At 41.3% G+C, this 15,727-nt stretch carries 14 protein-coding genes and 1 tRNA gene; 8 read left to right on the forward strand and 7 right to left on the reverse strand.

Features of this window, described 5'->3' with window-relative positions; all coding sequences use genetic code 11:
- Position 1 precedes the first annotated feature (1 nt).
- A complete protein-coding gene (locus tag HUN01_RS33905; RefSeq protein WP_181929837.1) occupies positions 2-1,573 on the forward strand; it encodes a TniQ family protein in 1,572 nt (523 codons plus the stop codon).
- A gap of 301 nt (positions 1,574-1,874) precedes the next feature.
- Positions 1,875-3,269 (forward strand): TniQ family protein, encoded by a 1,395-nt coding sequence (locus tag HUN01_RS33910; protein ID WP_181929838.1) that lies wholly within the window; start codon positions 1,875-1,877, stop codon positions 3,267-3,269.
- A 159-nt stretch (positions 3,270-3,428) separates the two neighbouring features.
- Here the strand turns inward: HUN01_RS33910 and HUN01_RS33915 are convergent.
- The 3 genes from HUN01_RS33915 to HUN01_RS33925 form a co-directional block, all read right to left on the reverse strand.
- Positions 3,429-3,500, reverse strand: a tRNA-Val gene (locus tag HUN01_RS33915).
- A 136-nt stretch (positions 3,501-3,636) separates the two neighbouring features.
- Positions 3,637-4,125: a DUF1499 domain-containing protein gene (locus tag HUN01_RS33920; RefSeq protein WP_181932937.1), complete on the reverse strand. Its 489-nt coding sequence runs from the start codon at positions 4,123-4,125 to the stop codon at positions 3,637-3,639.
- Positions 4,125-4,424, reverse strand: coding sequence for a hypothetical protein (locus HUN01_RS33925; RefSeq protein ID WP_181929839.1), 300 nt, complete (start codon positions 4,422-4,424; stop codon positions 4,125-4,127). Before HUN01_RS33925 ends, HUN01_RS33920 begins: the two co-directional genes overlap by 1 nt.
- Positions 4,425-4,448: 24 nt before the next feature.
- On the opposite strand from HUN01_RS33925, the gene HUN01_RS33930 reads away from it, so the two are divergent.
- Entirely contained in the window at positions 4,449-4,712 is a 264-nt protein-coding gene (locus HUN01_RS33930; RefSeq protein WP_181929840.1) for a hypothetical protein, read from the forward strand.
- Between the two features lie 302 nt (positions 4,713-5,014).
- Here the strand turns inward: HUN01_RS33930 and HUN01_RS33935 are convergent, their stop codons facing one another.
- Together HUN01_RS33935 and HUN01_RS33940 are read right to left on the reverse strand one after the other, a co-directional pair.
- Positions 5,015-5,923: a DUF1338 domain-containing protein gene (locus HUN01_RS33935; RefSeq protein ID WP_181929841.1), complete on the reverse strand. Its 909-nt coding sequence runs from the start codon at positions 5,921-5,923 to the stop codon at positions 5,015-5,017.
- A gap of 101 nt (positions 5,924-6,024) precedes the next feature.
- Complete coding sequence (locus HUN01_RS33940; RefSeq protein WP_181929842.1) at positions 6,025-7,344, reverse strand: acetyl ornithine aminotransferase family protein; 1,320 nt, start codon at positions 7,342-7,344, stop codon at positions 6,025-6,027.
- A 322-nt stretch (positions 7,345-7,666) separates the two neighbouring features.
- On the opposite strand from HUN01_RS33940, the gene HUN01_RS33945 reads away from it, so the two are divergent.
- The 4 genes from HUN01_RS33945 (at position 7,667) to HUN01_RS33960 (ending at position 11,550) form a co-directional block, all read left to right on the forward strand.
- Complete coding sequence (locus HUN01_RS33945; RefSeq protein WP_181929843.1) at positions 7,667-8,713, forward strand: protein kinase domain-containing protein; 1,047 nt, start codon at positions 7,667-7,669, stop codon at positions 8,711-8,713.
- A gap of 556 nt (positions 8,714-9,269) precedes the next feature.
- On the forward strand, positions 9,270-10,625 hold the full coding sequence (locus HUN01_RS33950; protein WP_203219517.1) for a serine/threonine-protein kinase: 1,356 nt from the start codon (positions 9,270-9,272) through the stop codon (positions 10,623-10,625).
- Positions 10,626-10,831: 206 nt separating this feature from the next.
- Positions 10,832-11,104 carry a DUF2281 domain-containing protein gene (locus HUN01_RS33955; protein WP_181929844.1) on the forward strand — a complete coding sequence of 91 codons (273 nt, stop codon included), beginning with the start codon at positions 10,832-10,834 and terminating at the stop codon, positions 11,102-11,104.
- A gap of 2 nt (positions 11,105-11,106) precedes the next feature.
- Positions 11,107-11,550 (forward strand): type II toxin-antitoxin system VapC family toxin, encoded by a 444-nt coding sequence (locus tag HUN01_RS33960; RefSeq protein ID WP_181929845.1) that lies wholly within the window; start codon positions 11,107-11,109, stop codon positions 11,548-11,550.
- A 142-nt stretch (positions 11,551-11,692) separates the two neighbouring features.
- On the opposite strand, the gene HUN01_RS33965 is transcribed toward HUN01_RS33960, so the two are convergent.
- Positions 11,693-12,259, reverse strand: coding sequence for a DUF2808 domain-containing protein (locus tag HUN01_RS33965; protein ID WP_181929846.1), 567 nt, complete (start codon positions 12,257-12,259; stop codon positions 11,693-11,695).
- Between the two features lie 28 nt (positions 12,260-12,287).
- On the reverse strand, positions 12,288-12,719 hold the full coding sequence (locus HUN01_RS33970; RefSeq protein ID WP_181929847.1) for a DoxX family protein: 432 nt from the start codon (positions 12,717-12,719) through the stop codon (positions 12,288-12,290).
- Positions 12,720-13,304: 585 nt separating this feature from the next.
- Between HUN01_RS33970 and HUN01_RS33975 the strand changes: the two genes are divergently transcribed.
- Complete coding sequence (locus HUN01_RS33975; RefSeq protein ID WP_181929848.1) at positions 13,305-15,686, forward strand: phosphoketolase family protein; 2,382 nt, start codon at positions 13,305-13,307, stop codon at positions 15,684-15,686.
- The last annotated feature ends 41 nt before the right edge of the window (positions 15,687-15,727 follow it).

Here is a 15,727-nt window from a genome sequence, read left to right on the forward strand (position 1 = left end):
TATGGTTCTTGATAAGAATAATACTGATGAATTGTGGGATTTGGAACCGCCCTCTGTTCCAGAACGTAGCCATTTATTTCACTTGAAACCAATTGGTATGGGAACAGCTAACGTTGAGAGTTTAACTAGTTATATCGCTAGGCTTGCTCAAGCTCACTGCATCACGGTAGGACGTTTAGTTTGTGCTGAAATTGCTCCTAGCCTAAAAGAAGGGTACGTTTTCAATCCTAAAAACAGTGATATGAGTAAAGTATACAACTCTATATTTACTAAATCGCTGAATGGAAAATGTTCAACAGCTGCTGTTATAGTTCAGGTTCTTGAAAAGCTAACACAACGTAATGATCTACACTTTCTGACAATGCTCTCATGGGCTGATGTTATTTCTGAAAAGTATTTGCTTCATCCTCAAAAGGCTTGGTGTCCCTTTTGTTACCAGGAGTGGTTTGAAGCAAAACAGGTAGTATACGAACCACTTATTTGGGCATTACATGTAGTACAGATTTGTCCACGTCACCATTGTCGTTTGCACACTCAATGTCCTCATTGTTACAAGAAACTTCCTTTATTGCCAGGCAATTATCGTTCAGGTTACTGCTCAAAATGCCAAAGTTGGCTAGGGCTTTTCCCAGAACCTGAAACATTTAAGAATAGTCAGTTTCTTTCAGAAGAAGAACTTGAGTTGCAATTAAAGGTATTAGACAACGTTGGAGAATTACTTGCTATTGCGCCAGATATATTATTTTATCCACCCTCAAATAATATCAAAAATGTTATTTCTGTTTATATAAATCAGTTAACTAAAGGAGATTTATCAGAATTCGCTAAATTACTTGGTCTTTCTCCACATTCTTTAAATAAATGGTATCGAGGAAAGGCAATACCCGGACTAAATAAACTATTGGAGATATGCTTTTATTTACAAACGCCATTAGTTGACTTTCTCATGGCAACTAAAGTCAGTGCTGCAAGTAATGACATACCAATACAGCCTCAAACTCCTGTAAAACGTAGTACACAGACCTTTCGCAGTAATCCTTCTTTGTTGGAAGAGGTAGAAAAAGTATTACTTGCAGCCCTTGAAGAATCTCCACCACGCTCGCTATACAAAGTAGTTAAAGATTTAAAAAATATAACACGCAGTTCTATTAGCAGGTATTTCCCTAATTTATGCTGCCAGATATCAGAGCGATACGCCGCTTCTCGAAAACCTAATCACCAAAAAATACGACCAGTACTTTTATCCGTAGTGAATAATGGTGAATATCCACCGCCATCTGTAGCAGTTATTGCTAAACGAATAGGAATTAGGAGCAAGACTTTATACAAGGAATTTCCAGATTTGTGTGAAAAAATTTCGGAGCAATACTCTTGTTATATTAAATTGCGTCAGCTTGAACGAATTGAAAAAATTAAACAGGAGGTGCGCCAAGCCGTATTGAAACTTCACAATAAAGGGATAAAACCTCATTCCAGATATGTTAGCGAACTTTTAAGTAAGCCAGGATTAATGCGGGATAAAAATGCTATTGCTGCATTACATGAAGTACGATGCGAACTGGGATATGAGTAAGATAGTAACGTTGATTAATAAAACAAAATCAACAATAGCAGTTATTATTTATAAATAATTTGTTTTGTCTGTAAAATTTAGCTTATGCAAAATAAGAATTTGTTTAACGAAACTTAAATGTTTCTGAAGGATAAACAAGGCTAAAACCCATACAGGACAAGGATAATACACGAGTCTTAAAAACTAACTGAAACCTAGATATATCAATAAACTAAGCAAAATGATGTCAAAGTCCTTTTGTACAAAGATTGAGAATATTTTTTGGATATTTTTTGTTTAAGTCCCATTAAGAGCATCAACTATGTTAAGTGATTCCTCAAGTATTCATGAATTGTGGGATTTAGAGAAACCAATAATTCCAGAACGTAGTTGCCTTCATCATCTAAATCCAGTAGGTGTTGGGTCTCCATTGGTGGAAAGTTTAACAAGCTATGTTGCTCGTCTGGCAAAATCTCACAATGTATTTCTGGGGGTGTTAATTTCCAGAGAACTTGCGCCGTTAATAGAAAAAGTATATGTCAAAACCAGCGCTGGCATGGGTTTACGTGCTTTGTTTAACCGTGCTACAGCTTTAAACGGCACAGGAATTATGGCTAAGGATTTTGTGCAAGCACTTGAAAAACTAACTTTGCAAAAAAACTTACAGTTTCTTACCTTGCTTTTTTGGGCAGATGTTATTCTACCAAAAGAGTTGTTTAGAGATAATAAAAGCTGGTGTCCAGTTTGTTATCAAGAATGGAATTTATCACAAAAAGAAATTTATGACCCTTTGCTTTGGACAATAAGTATAGTTAAATTTTGTCCTCAGCATAATAAATTCCTTTGTGAGCGGTGTCCTAACTGTCACCAAAAAATATCACTCCTGACTTGGAAAACTCAACCAGGGTACTGCTCAAATTGTGGTGGATGGTTGGGTAAAAATTCATCTACCACTTCATATATTGAATCTCATGACAGCAAATATTTGTCTAAAAAGGAGTTGCAGTGGGAAACTTGGGTAGCACAGGTCATTGGAGAATTAATTGCTAGTACTCCATATTTGGCATCTGCACCACCAAAAGAAAACATTGCCAAATCTCTTGGTAGAGCTATAGAGATAGTAACGGATGGTAATATAGCTGCTTTTGCTAGCCTAGTTGAACTACCAAAAAATACAGTATGGATGTGGCAAAGAGGGAAAGCTTTACCGCGAGTTGATCTCCTTCTAAAAATCTGCCACTTTCTCGGAGTAAGCTTATTAGATTTTCTAACATCAGAAGATATTGGTAATTTGGTTAAGACAATCTTAAACCAGTCTCAACAGCGATCGCGTAGGACAAGAATATCCCCGAAATCATTTGACTACGAGCAAGTGCAAGATGCTTTAGTAACCGTGCTTGCAAATGACGAGATCCCACCATTAACAATGAAAGAAGCTGCTCAACGTCTTGGATACGATAGAAGAACCATTTTTCAACATTTTCCGGAATTATGCCGCGATATTTCCGCCAAATACCTTAATTACAGCAAAGAATTACGTCTGACAAATATAGAACTGTCTTGCAGGGAAGTTCAAGATATTGCAGTTATACTGTGTGACAAGGGAGTATATCCTACAGAAAACCTTGTATCTAAGTCCATGACTAAGCCTGGATACTTAAGATACAAAGAAGTCCGTGCTACATTGCAGCAAGCACAAGGTAATTTTCCTAGATAGTCAGATTTAGAACTCAATCTGGTGAAAACATGGTTTAATTCAATATCCACTTTTTCAACCATAAGTTTGCCGCAGGAGTTTTCAAGCATAATGTTGCCGTTGCGGCAAACTTATGGTTGAAGTCACATTAATTTAGCTGAAAGCTTTACTGTGTATGAGTGGGCGATACTGGATTTGAACCAGTGACCCCATCCGTGTGAAGGATGTGCGCTACCCCTGTGCTAATCGCCCAAGACTCCTTATACTATCATAAATTACTATCATTTCCGTTATTTTTCAATATTATGCAAATTAAATAAAGTGTTTCAGACAGAATATGGAGTGCCTAACTCATGACTGGAAGTCACGAGTGTGCGGCTTACAAAAATCAAATATTTAAATCACGTAGAGCCAGACGAATTTGCTCGCATCGTCTGCGGTTGACACCGAGATCCGACTCTCCCACGCGAGATGCCGAGCGCAGATGAATTACTGACTCATGGGGAGGTAAATAAAACTCTACATCATCAACAAATTTGAAGATGCGGCTTTTAGAAAGAGCGTGGATGTAATTATCTGTTTGTTCTACAATTTCTGTACGGGGAACAACGCCGATAACTTTTAGTAAGATTTCTCTGGCTGCACTGCGGTCTACATGATAGGGAATCGGGTCGATGGCGTGTTTAGAATCTGCGTTTTGACTGACAACACAATTGTCTGAAGCCGGACAAGAACTAAGATGACCATTATCAACTCCCAAGCTAGAAGAAGCCCAAGTAGCCCCAGGAAGTATTAAACTACTAATCAAAGTTAAGAGTATTGCAAAAGCGATACTCCGCAAGAATCGTTGCCGGAAAGCTGTTAGCAGACGGGACATCATAAATTTACTCCTTTTGTTCGGTCATTTCGGGTGAGCGCTGCTAGTTGCGGGTTCGCTCTACACATTATCATCCATCCCGTTACACTCTGAGTTTGGGCAATCCGAATGCACCCGCGCCGAACAGTCCCTTTTGCCATTATTGCTGCCAATAAAGGAATAAAGCTAAAAAGTGACCAATAATTCAGATTTCCATTGACTACGAACCCAAAATCATTAGGAGGGCTTGCTACTGCATTCCCTGGTGATTCCAGCTTTGACTCAGAAGAATTGGCTGGTATCGGCTTCGTTGTGGCCAATGTTAGAAAGTTTGATGGTTGTAGATGAACATAGGAATAATTCAGCCTTACAGTAACGGGTTTTTAGAAGTTGTACCAGAGAGCGATTATTGGCAGATTGCAGCTATACACATCAATGGCCAAGCCTACTGCCCTACTCCTCAGCTTTATCGATCAGAAAAAGTGGCATTAGCAAAAGCTACACAAATTTATGATTGGATAGCTGACCACGAACAGCAAATCAGTGATGAGACTTGCTACTGCTCTGAATTGAAACTCATCCTATGGCAGCAACCAAAAGTATCTTAGGTTAACCAGGGAGATTGTTTGCCTTGAGTAAATTTTGTAGTCCTTTTGTATTAATGCTTGAAAGTAAGCCTATAGTCCCTGCCTCAAATGTTGAGTCGATTTGTATGGGCAGTTATGGGTAAAAGTAAACCTTAAATTTTCAGGTGCGTTATGAGAATACGACACCTGGCAATATGGTGCGTTACGGCGAAATTAGACTTTCTCAAACCCTCAAATCCCTACACAGCCGTAACACACCCTACTTAATATTTACTTTATAAATAGGCTCTCAGGTTGGATAGTTTTAGTTAGGTTTTGAACAATTATAGACGAGTCATTTCAAACAATTGCTGGGCATTACTTCCTAAAAAAGCATCAAAAAGTACCTGCTTTCCAGATTCCACTTCTACTAAATAGCGTTGGGCAATTTCATAATAGGCGTAAGTCCAAGGAATCTGAATTTCTGCACCACTATCATCATCTAACACTGTCACCATTGACCTTACTGCTTGAGTTGCAGTTTGCCTCAAACCACAAGTAACATTTCCCTCTATTTCTGCTTTCATTGGTACACCCAGATTAGCTAAAGCACTGGCAGTAGTATCTATGTCTGGATATTCTGGAGTATTCTGTCCGTTGACGTAGCCTGTAAAGTGGTTGACAGCATATCCGTGCAGCAATACCCAAGCCCCATACTGAGTAACTTGATTCACCTCTTCGACAACAGAACGTTGGGGAGGTTGCCAAGGACGGATGAAAACTTCCTGAAGTTGTTTGGCGATAGTTTCAATGTTCCCATCTTTTTTGAGAAGATTAAGGGGTGAGGTGAATTCGTTTGGGATTGAAGATACTGTTTTAGAGATGAGTTGGGCAATATTAGTAGGTAATTCATCGACAATCAACTCGCTGATAAACAGTTTGGGCAAGTTAAATTCCTCTTGCTGCGGATGACGATAATGACGGGCGTACAGATGGGTTTGAGCAAAAGTATATTCTCCAGCCACCACGTAACCCAAGGCTTCTGCAAGTTGCCCAAGGTAGTCAATTCCCAAGTTAACTTGATCTTGTGAACTATCTACTAGTAAACGCAAAGACCGAAAGGCGATGTGGTCATTGGCGACAGTCCCACCCGCAGCAGTAATCATTTGCTGGTAGGTACGGGCATGATTTACTCTGGCGCTGTATTCTTGCCAAAGTAATTTCCATAAATGAAGGGCTATTTTATTTGTCATTTGTCATTTGTCATTTGTCATTTGTCATTTGTCATTTGTCATTTGTCATTTGTCATTTGTCATTAAGCACTGGTTATTTCTCCGTTGTTCTCCCTAATATTTTAAGAACTTAAAATCTCGCTGATAATCTGAAGGGCGATTTTAATTTGGTCGCTGTCGATAACTAGAGGTGGACAGAAACGAATTGCTGCTTTACCGCAGCCTAGTAATAATAAACCTCGTAAAAAAGCTTCTTGGATAATGCGATCGCGCAATTTATGATCGAGATTACCCTGTTCATCCAATAAATCTACCGCTACCATCAAACCTTTACCTCGTGGCGGCGATACTCTGGGAAATTTTTGATGCAACTCGGTAAGACTAGCTTGTAATAATTCTCCCATCTGGGTAGCGTTAGTCATCAAACCACTTTCTAGCAATCGCAGTGTGGCAATACCAGCAGCACAAGCTACGGGATTACCGCCAAATGTGGTGGCGTGAGAACCGGGAGGCCAAGTCATTAACTCTGGTCTGGCAAGTATCGCTCCTAAAGGCATACCACTGGCGATGCCTTTAGCAGTGGTAATGATATCAGGCATCACACCCCAATGCTCGATCGCAAATAGACGACCAGTCCGCCCCATCCCTGCTTGCACTTCATCTACTACCATCAGAATACTGTGGCGATCGCAAATCTCCCGAATTCGCTGCAAAAAACCATCTTCGGGGACGATATATCCACCCTCTCCTTGAATCGGTTCGACTACGATCGCCGCGACTTCTTGCGGTGGTAAAATAGTCGTGAATAGCTGTTGTTCCAGGTAATCTAAGCTGGTGTGAGTGCCATAGGGAATATGAGTTACCCCAGGAACTAAAAGCCCAAAATTCGCTCGCTGCACTGCTTTAGAACCAGTCAGAGACATTGCCCCATAAGTGCGTCCGTGAAATGCGCCTAAGAATGCCACAATTAGCGATCGCTTGGTGTAATATCGAGCTAATTTGATTGCTCCCTCGTTGGATTCTGCCCCGGAATTGGTGAAAAATATTCTTGCGGGAAACCCAGTATCACTGTGTGGGTGGGGAAAGGGAGCGCGAATTGCTAATTGTTCCGCTAGTTCCACCATCGGCTCATAATAAAAATCTGTCCCTGACATGTGCAGTAGACGTTCGGATTGTTCTTGAATTGCTTTGACAACTTCCGGGTGGGCGTGTCCGGTGGCGGTAACGGCAATACCTGCGGTCATATCCAGAAATACATTGCCATCCACATCTTCTACCATACAGCCCTGACCGCGAGATACAACTAACGGGTAATCGCGGGTATAAGAAGGAGAAGTTACGGCGCGATCGCGTTGTACAATTGCTTGAGCGCGAGGCCCAGGTAAAGAAGTTATTAAATGGGGTATACGAGGTAAATTTAAGTTAATAGGTATACTTAACATTATTTTTTCAATTTTTTAAAGATTACTGATGATTAAACGCTAAAGCTCGATTAGTTACAGTAGCATTTGATGCCATTGATGTAGAAATTACGCATTTACCGAAAAAGCTTCATAGTAAAGATTTTCGTATTTTGTAAGACTTTGCCCGTTTTTATAACACAATTTTTGCGATCGCGTCATATTATATTTTTTGAAGCATAACAGCTTGACTATTAGATATCAGGGTGCAAGCTACAGAACATTTGTTGAGAGAAGCTGTATTACATCCACAGGAGAATTGCTATATGCAAAAATTAATACAAGTCTCTGAGATAATCAACTAATGACTTGGGCATCTGGACAAAAGTTACACCGCGATCGGTATGAAATTAAGCAACAGTTAGGACAGGGGAACTTCGCTATTACTTATCTTGCTGAGGATCGGGATGGCAAGAATGTTGTAATTAAAACATTAGATTCCAATTTGCTCAATCAATTAAGTAACGAAGACCGCGATCGCTTAAAATCAGGTTTTGCAGATGAATCCCGTAAACTAGCAATATGCAAACATCCGAATATTGTCCAAGTCATTGATACCTTCGAGGAAGGTGATTTAAAATGCATGGTCATGGAGTATATTCAAGGAGATAATTTAGCCAAGATTGTCCAACCGCGAGGATTTCTCCCAGCAAAAGAGGCTGTAGATTATATTCAACAAATTGGGAAAGCACTCATAGTAGTGCATGAACAAGGATTTTTACATCGAGATGTGAAACCAGAAAATATCATTTTGCGGGCAGGTACGCATCAGGTTGTTTTGATAAACTTCGACTTAGCACGAAGATTCGTTGATAACCCAGTATCAAGTCGCGGTAACTTGGTTGACAAATTTACACCAATTGAACTGTATTCCAACTCTCCTAGACAACAGGCGCGGCGTAAACCTTGGACTGATATTTATTCTCTTGCGGCAACTTTATATTTTTTATTAACAGGAAAACAGCCAGAAAGTGCTATTGAGCGCCAAGATAACAATAAGCGTTTAATTCCACCTAACGAATTGAATGATAAGATTAGCGATCGTGTCAATAATGCCATTCTCTACGCAATGCAACTACAACCAGATAACCGTCCCGAAACAGTAGAAGACTGGTTAACGGAATTGGGTTTCAAAACAGCAGGTTTTTCTCTTCCCAAACTTCCTTGGACACAACCCTTGTGGGCGTGGATATTAGAGATTATGGGTGTATTAGCATTATTTGCAGCCTTGATCTCAGGAGTCAAAGACGGCACAGATTTATTCAAAGATTGGTTCCCAGACAAATCAGCACCTACCAATCCCCCAACACAACAAGCGCCATCATCTTCTGCTAAACCACAAAATAGATAATAAACCTCATCTATGTTGAAACCTAAAATTTTTTAAAAGATAGATATATTTATGTAGGTTGGGTGGAGTGAAACGCAACCCAACCCAACATTACCACCAAATTTTATGTTGGGTTACGCGATCGCTGCACCCAACCTACAAAACTACGGTTCTCAAGGTAGAAGAGGTTTAGGCTAGACTTACGCAAAAGTTAGTTTTAGAGTCACATTAGTTGCTTTTGCGACTCCAATAGTTAGTTTTCAAGTCACATTAGCTGCTTTTGTGACTCCAAAAGCTAGTTTTCAAGTCACATTAGTAGCTTTTGCGACTCCAAAAGCTAGTTCAGCAGTAACCAGAAGACCTCAACTTTCCTCTCTGCCTGATTTTTCACGTTATGTGGAAAAGTCCACGAAAAACCCAACCCCCTTCCCGATGCGGGAAGCGGGAAATTCAAAGTCTCTCTCCTTTTAGGAGAGAGATTTAGAGAGAGGTTTTCCGGATGCCGTGAAAAGTCAGCCTCTCTGCGACTCTGCGTGAGCTTATTCAGCAACGCCAACCACGAGAACTCAGAAAAAGCGTGTCACAATCAACATTAGCCATTAATAAATCTGGGCGTATGTTCTGGCAAGACGGACAGCTAATATACAACGGCAAATACAAAATAGAAAAATACTTGGGTGGTGGTGGTTTTGCACTTACCTACCAAGCAATGCATACCAAGCTAAACCGCCGAGTCGTGATCAAAACCCCTAACATCAGCGTTCAACGAGATCCAGACTATCCCAAGTATGTTGAACGCTTCAAAAAAGAAGCACAGATGCTAGCAATGTGTTGTAGAGACTCACATCCGCATATTGTGCAAGTATTCGACTTTTTTGTTGAAGAAGATGGTCGCTACTGCTTAGAAATGCAATATATAGCAGGTGAGAGTTTATGGGAATACGTGCAACGCCAAGGGAAATTACCTGAAACTGAAGCTGTAAAATACATCCACCAAATGGGTTTAGCTTTGGTAGATCTACATAAAAAAGGAGTTTTTCATCTTGATGTCACTCCTCCCAATATTATGCTCAATTTTAATTCAGGGATTCCTAACTCAGGCAAAGCCGTGTTGATAGACTTTGGTATTGCAGGCGATATGTCCCCACCGAGTACCCTGTCTAGGTCTTTTGGGAACAAAGCATTCGCACCTTATGAGTTAACACGGAAAGGAATTCGTCACCCAACAGTTGATATCTACTGCTTGGCTGGATCTTTGTACTATGCTATCACTGGACAACGCCCCACCAATTCCTTTGACCGCAAGTATGAACAAGAGAAATTAGTACCACCAAAGCAACTTGTCTCCAGTCTTAGCTATACGGTAAATCAAGCAATTCTGAAAGGAATGGCATTAGAGGCAAAAGACCGACCCCAGACAATGGAAGAATGGTTGAATTTACTCTCTTTCTCGCAAGTTAATCTAACAGAATTGATATTAGCTTCTGATGTGGGAGTAGATTACCAATATCTAGAGAATTTACTCAAAGCAGAAAAATGGAAAGCAGCAGATGAGGAAACCACCAGAGTCATGCTGAAAGTAGCCAAAAGAGAACAGGGTGGCTGGCTTGATTATGAATCCATTGAAAATTTTCCCTGCACAGATTTATGCATAATTGACCAATTGTGGGTCAAATACAGCAATTGTCATTTTGGCTTTAGCGTACAAAAACGTATTTGGCTAGAGTGCGGCGGTAAAGTAGATTATGAAACGGAGTGTTGTTTGGGCGATCGCGTTGGCTGGCGCAATAAAGGCAGGTGGCTAGAGAAAGATGAATACAAATATTCACTTGATGCCCTTAACGGACATCTCCCCACCACAAAAAATCACCACTCCCTAATTTGGTTGAATATTTCACTCTTCTTCTCTCGCGTGCAGAGTTGTAACTTTTAATCTATACAGGGTTTAGAAATTTGTAAAAGTTTGTAAACAAAATATATTCCACGAAGCCTTACAGATTCTAGCTTTTAGATACCTGCACTTTTTAAATAGGCGAGACACTAAAGCGCACGCTTCGCAAATACAAAAAGCTACAATCAATATTAGATAATATATAAATCAATACCCAGTTTTTAAACCTTGTAAACACAGGGACAATAATGACTACTAAGGAACAAATTAATCAAGAACTAGAAAAATTACCTGAACCCTTATTACAGGAAATTTTAGATTTTGTGCAATTTTTGCAAGCCAAACATCAAACAAACAGCATATCTTCAGATAGCCAATCTGCTCAGATGCTTACAACAGAGCATACCTTAACAGGTTCTACTGCTGAAGATTTATTAGAATTTGTCGGCAGTTGGGAAGGTTCAGATATTAGAGAATGCCTGCAACTAGTTCATGACAGTCGGATACCTCTAGAATTTTAATTATGTATCCACTGGATACTAATCACTGTTCTTTCTTGATGGAAGGTGTGCCTAGCGTTGTAAATCACTTGCGATCGCTTGGTCAGGTACAATTAGCAACCAGTGTTATTGTTGCTGGTGAGTTACACTTTATGGCACAAAACTCACATCAAAAAGCTGCTAATTTAATAAAGATTAATGTATTTCTCAAACGAATTAACCTATACGGGATCGACAAAGAAACAACAGAAATCTACAGTGATTTTAAATCAGAAATTATCAAACAATTCGGCCCAAAAGAAAAAAATAAACGTAAAACAACCAAACTAAATACCATAGGCATTAGTGAAAATGACCTCTGGATAGCTGCTACAGTTTTACGTCATTCATTGACTCTTGTTTCATCTGATAGCGACTTTGAGCGAATGCGACAAGTAAGAGAAATTTCTTGGGAAAGTTGGGTGTAAATTAAACAGGGTAAAAAAAACAGCTAATTTACACCTACTCAATTAATGCAAAAACTTCTCCACACATCTCACAAATATTTCCACACCCATTCCCAACGCCGTACTTGTAGAAAATATTCCCCATTCCCCACTCCTATTCCCTCTATCGGAACCACCAGTTTCTCCTATTGTTGTAGAACTGAAACCGTCCAAAGCCAAGAAATTGACCATGAGATTTTTCACCTACAGGAAATGCTGTGACACCCAATAAGTAGACACCAGAAAAGCTCGGATTATTCACAGGGCGGAGGGCGATTGTAATTGTCTGTCCCGGAATCACAGGCGGGTCAAAGTTTACAATAACCGTGCGTGTCTTGCGCTCGTTTGTGACTGGGCCTAGTTTCAGTTGGGTTTCTTTGCGATCGCGTGTGCCGAAAAATGCACGGGTATCATTAAGATTGTAGCGGATATTTTCTGATCCCTCTTTTTGTGCGATCGTAACTTTCTGAAGGGATTCTCCAGCATTTTCCGGCACATTGATAGTGAAATAGTAAGTTGCACCCCAAACATTCACATCTTTGTAAGTAGTTGTCGCGTTAACAAGTGTTGGCGGTTGGACGAAATAGACTAGGCCATCTCTAAGCTGCACAGCTTCAGTCACCGAAAGCGTAACTCCTCCAATGCCAATTGCTAACGAGAGTGTTATTCCAAACAAAGTTGTAAGGCGCATGATTCAGATATAAAAAACGCACTTATTCTCATTCTAGTTCCTTGGGAATCAGTGACTTAGGAATGATAGAAGCTTGTTTTTCCCCAAACGAAGGTTTTGTGTACCACCAAGCCCAAGCAATTAAAACGGCTTGAAAAGGAAGTCTAACTACGTGTACCCAAGGTGAGTTTGGTATATGTTCTAGCTGAATGTGATTAACCGCCATGTTGATATTGGCTGGGAAAACCGCAATAAAAAGAGCAATAAGTCCCCAAGCAGCAGCTTGACTTACAGGCGGAACTAATAACCCAATACCACCCAAAATTTCATAAAAGCCACTGAGATAAACTAATCCTAAAGGATAAGGAAGTTGCGGTGGCATAATTTTGACGTATGGTTCTGGAATCACAAAATGTGTGACTCCAACCACAATGATGGATATGGCAAGGACAACACGTAAGATTTCTTTATACTTCTTCATAGCTTTTGCCTCATTGTATTAGGAATCTGGTTTGATTCGGAGAACTTAATTGTGTAGAGAGGGAACCCTTAACACGCCCAATCGCTTGTTACAGTCATCTAGAGACGCGATTAATCGCGTCTTCAAAGACCAATTACCTACACCAATAACCCTTAACCGAAACGTATTGGTATTAATACAATAGGGTTCGGTTAAGGTTTTTGATGAAAATTCTAGATCCAAAGACGCGATAAATCGCCCTCAAGACGAAAGATTGATCCTTGTAGAGACGGCGATAAATCGCCGTCTCTCTAACCGTCAAAATGAATTTGACAGACTAGTACAGCACGGCGGAAATAAACCACCCATTCCCAATCAACAAAACCCTTACCCTGTCTTCATTTTTAATTTTTAATTTTTAATTCCGCCTTGCGGTACTAGTAGGCATAGCCCTTCGTAGGCATCGCTTTCCATCCTGTGCCCAAAACCAAGCAATTTAGCCACAAAGGCTGAAAAATCATCATGGGTAGATGGCCATCATTTGGAAAACAAGTATAATTGCTTACTGATGAACCCATCAAAAACCTTTTGGAATGGAGTGTCGAAATGACATTAGCAACGACTCCACAAACAAAGCCTTTAACAGATGAAGAATTACGGAAGATAAACGCCTACTGGCGTGCAGCTAACTATCTTTCTGTTGGGCAAATATATCTACTTGACAATCCGCTGCTGAGAGAACCGCTAAAGCTGGAACACGTCAAACCCAGACTCTTGGGGCATTGGGGAACAACACCAGGGCTGAACTTGATCTATGTTCACCTGAATCGGGTCATCAAAAAATATGACCTCAACACCATCTATATTGCTGGGCCTGGTCATGGAGGCCCTGGACTGGTAGCCAACACCTATCTAGAAGGCACTTACACCGAGTACTATCACAACATCTCCCAAGATGCAGAAGGAATCCAGAAACTCTTCAAACAATTTTCTTTCCCTGGTGGTATTCCCAGCCACGTTGCACCGGAAACCCCTGGTTCCATTCACGAAGGCGGGGAACTAGGTTATGCCCTCGTCCACGCTTTTGGTGCTGCCTTTGATAACCCTGACTTGATCGTTGCTGCTGTTGTGGGTGACGGCGAAGCTGAAACAGGTGCTTTAGCAACTAGCTGGCATTCCAACAAGTTTCTTAACCCTGTGCATGATGGGGCTGTACTGCCGATCCTTCACTTGAATGGGTATAAAATTGCGAACCCAACAGTATTGGCACGCATCAGCCATGAGGAATTAGAAAGCTTATTTGTAGGCTACGGCTACAAGCCCTACTTTGTCGAAGGTGACGATCCCGCAGATGTCCACCAGCAGATGGCGGCGACTCTAGATATAGCGATCGCAGAAATTCAAAGTATCCAAAGAGAAGCCCGCGTACATGGTTTCACCGAACGTCCTCAGTGGCCGATGATTGTCATGAGAACCCCCAAAGGTTGGACAGGGCCAAAGGAAGTAGATGGTAAAAAAACTGAAGGTTCTTGGCGATCGCACCAAGTTCCCTTTGGCAATATCGCCAAACAGCCAGACCATCTAAGACTCCTAGAAGATTGGATGAAGAGTTACCAACCAGAAGAACTCTTCGACGCTAACGGCACACTGATTCCAGAACTAGCAGAATTAGCCCCCAAAGGGCATCGACGCATGGGTGACAATCCCCACGCTAACGGCGGTATTTTGCTGCATGACCTGAAAATGCCCGATTTTCAAGACTATGCTGTAGATGTTTCTGAACCAGGGAAAGCGATCGCTGAAGCTACCCAAGTTGCCGGAAAATTCTTGCGGGATATCATGCGACTTAACCAAGAAAGCCGCAACTTCCGCATCGTCGGCCCCGACGAAACAGCATCGAATCGCTTAGGTGGTGTGTTAGAAGTCACAGACCGGACTTGGGTAGCTGAGAAACTCCCAGAAGATGACCATCTTTCCCCCGATGGTCGGGTGATGGAAATTCTCAGCGAAACTAATTGTCAAGGATGGTTAGAAGGCTACCTCCTCACAGGACGCCACGGATTTTTCTCTTGCTATGAGGCGTTCATCCACATCATTGACTCAATGTTCAATCAGCACGCCAAATGGCTGAAAACAACCAGAGATATTCCCTGGCGTAGACCAATTGCTTCTCTCAATTACTTACTCACATCCCATGTTTGGCGACAAGACCATAACGGCTTTTCCCACCAAGACCCTGGTTTTATTGACCATGTAATCAATAAGAAAGCAGAGATCGTCCGCGTTTATTTGCCCCCCGATGCCAACACTTTGCTATCGGTAACTGACCACTGCTTGAGAAGCCGCAACTATGTCAACGTCATTGTTGCTGGTAAGCAACCCGCATTGCAATATCTCAACATGGATGCTGCTATCAAGCACTGCACCAAAGGTATCGGTATTTGGGAATGGGCAAGCAACGACAAAGGCGGCGAACCAGATGTAGTGCTGGGTTGTGCTGGGGATATTCCCACCTTAGAAACCTTGGCGGCTGTAGACATTCTGCGCCAGCACTTCCCCGACTTAAAGGTGCGGGTAGTGAATGTAGTGGATTTGATGACACTACAGCCAAAAAGCGAACATCCCCACGGTTTAAGTGAAAAAGACTTTGACACAATTTTCACCACCGATAAACCGATTCTTTTTGCCTTTCATGGCTATCCTTGGCTGATTCATCGCCTAACTTATCGCCAAACTAATCACAAAAACCTCCATGTGCGTGGCTACAAGGAAGAGGGAACTACCACCACTCCGTTTGATATGGTTGTGCTTAACGATCTAGATCGCTTCCATTTAGTCATTGATGTAATTAATCGCGTACCCAAGTTAGGATCTAAAGCAGCTTATGTCAAACAGCAAATGCAAGATCGACTGATCGAACACAAGCACTACATTGAGAAGTACGGCGACGATATGCCGGAAATTCGCGATTGGAAGTGGCCTTATTAAGAGGGGATAACGATAGAGAGGCAGAGGGGAAACTCTTCTCC

It is taken from the genome of Nostoc edaphicum CCNP1411, assembly GCF_014023275.1.
Lineage (GTDB): Bacteria > Cyanobacteriota > Cyanobacteriia > Cyanobacteriales > Nostocaceae > Nostoc > Nostoc edaphicum_A.

What these genes read in the sequence shown, in the direction of transcription:
- HUN01_RS33905 (WP_181929837.1), top strand. Translation starts at nt 2, where the DNA reads ATGGTTCTTGATAAGAATAATACTGATGAATTGTGGGATTTGGAACCG.
- HUN01_RS33910 (WP_181929838.1), top strand. Translation starts at nt 1,875, where the DNA reads ATGTTAAGTGATTCCTCAAGTATTCATGAATTGTGGGATTTAGAGAAA.
- HUN01_RS33920 (WP_181932937.1), bottom strand. Translation starts at nt 4,125, where the DNA reads ATGTCCCGTCTGCTAACAGCTTTCCGGCAACGATTCTTGCGGAGTATC.
- HUN01_RS33930 (WP_181929840.1), top strand. Translation starts at nt 4,449, where the DNA reads ATGAACATAGGAATAATTCAGCCTTACAGTAACGGGTTTTTAGAAGTT.
- HUN01_RS33935 (WP_181929841.1), bottom strand. Translation starts at nt 5,923, where the DNA reads ATGACAAATAAAATAGCCCTTCATTTATGGAAATTACTTTGGCAAGAA.
- HUN01_RS33940 (WP_181929842.1), bottom strand. Translation starts at nt 7,344, where the DNA reads ATGTTAAGTATACCTATTAACTTAAATTTACCTCGTATACCCCATTTA.
- HUN01_RS33945 (WP_181929843.1), top strand. Translation starts at nt 7,667, where the DNA reads ATGACTTGGGCATCTGGACAAAAGTTACACCGCGATCGGTATGAAATT.
- HUN01_RS33955 (WP_181929844.1), top strand. Translation starts at nt 10,832, where the DNA reads ATGACTACTAAGGAACAAATTAATCAAGAACTAGAAAAATTACCTGAA.
- HUN01_RS33960 (WP_181929845.1), top strand. Translation starts at nt 11,107, where the DNA reads ATGTATCCACTGGATACTAATCACTGTTCTTTCTTGATGGAAGGTGTG.
- HUN01_RS33965 (WP_181929846.1), bottom strand. Translation starts at nt 12,259, where the DNA reads ATGCGCCTTACAACTTTGTTTGGAATAACACTCTCGTTAGCAATTGGC.
- HUN01_RS33970 (WP_181929847.1), bottom strand. Translation starts at nt 12,719, where the DNA reads ATGAAGAAGTATAAAGAAATCTTACGTGTTGTCCTTGCCATATCCATC.
- HUN01_RS33975 (WP_181929848.1), top strand. Translation starts at nt 13,305, where the DNA reads ATGACATTAGCAACGACTCCACAAACAAAGCCTTTAACAGATGAAGAA.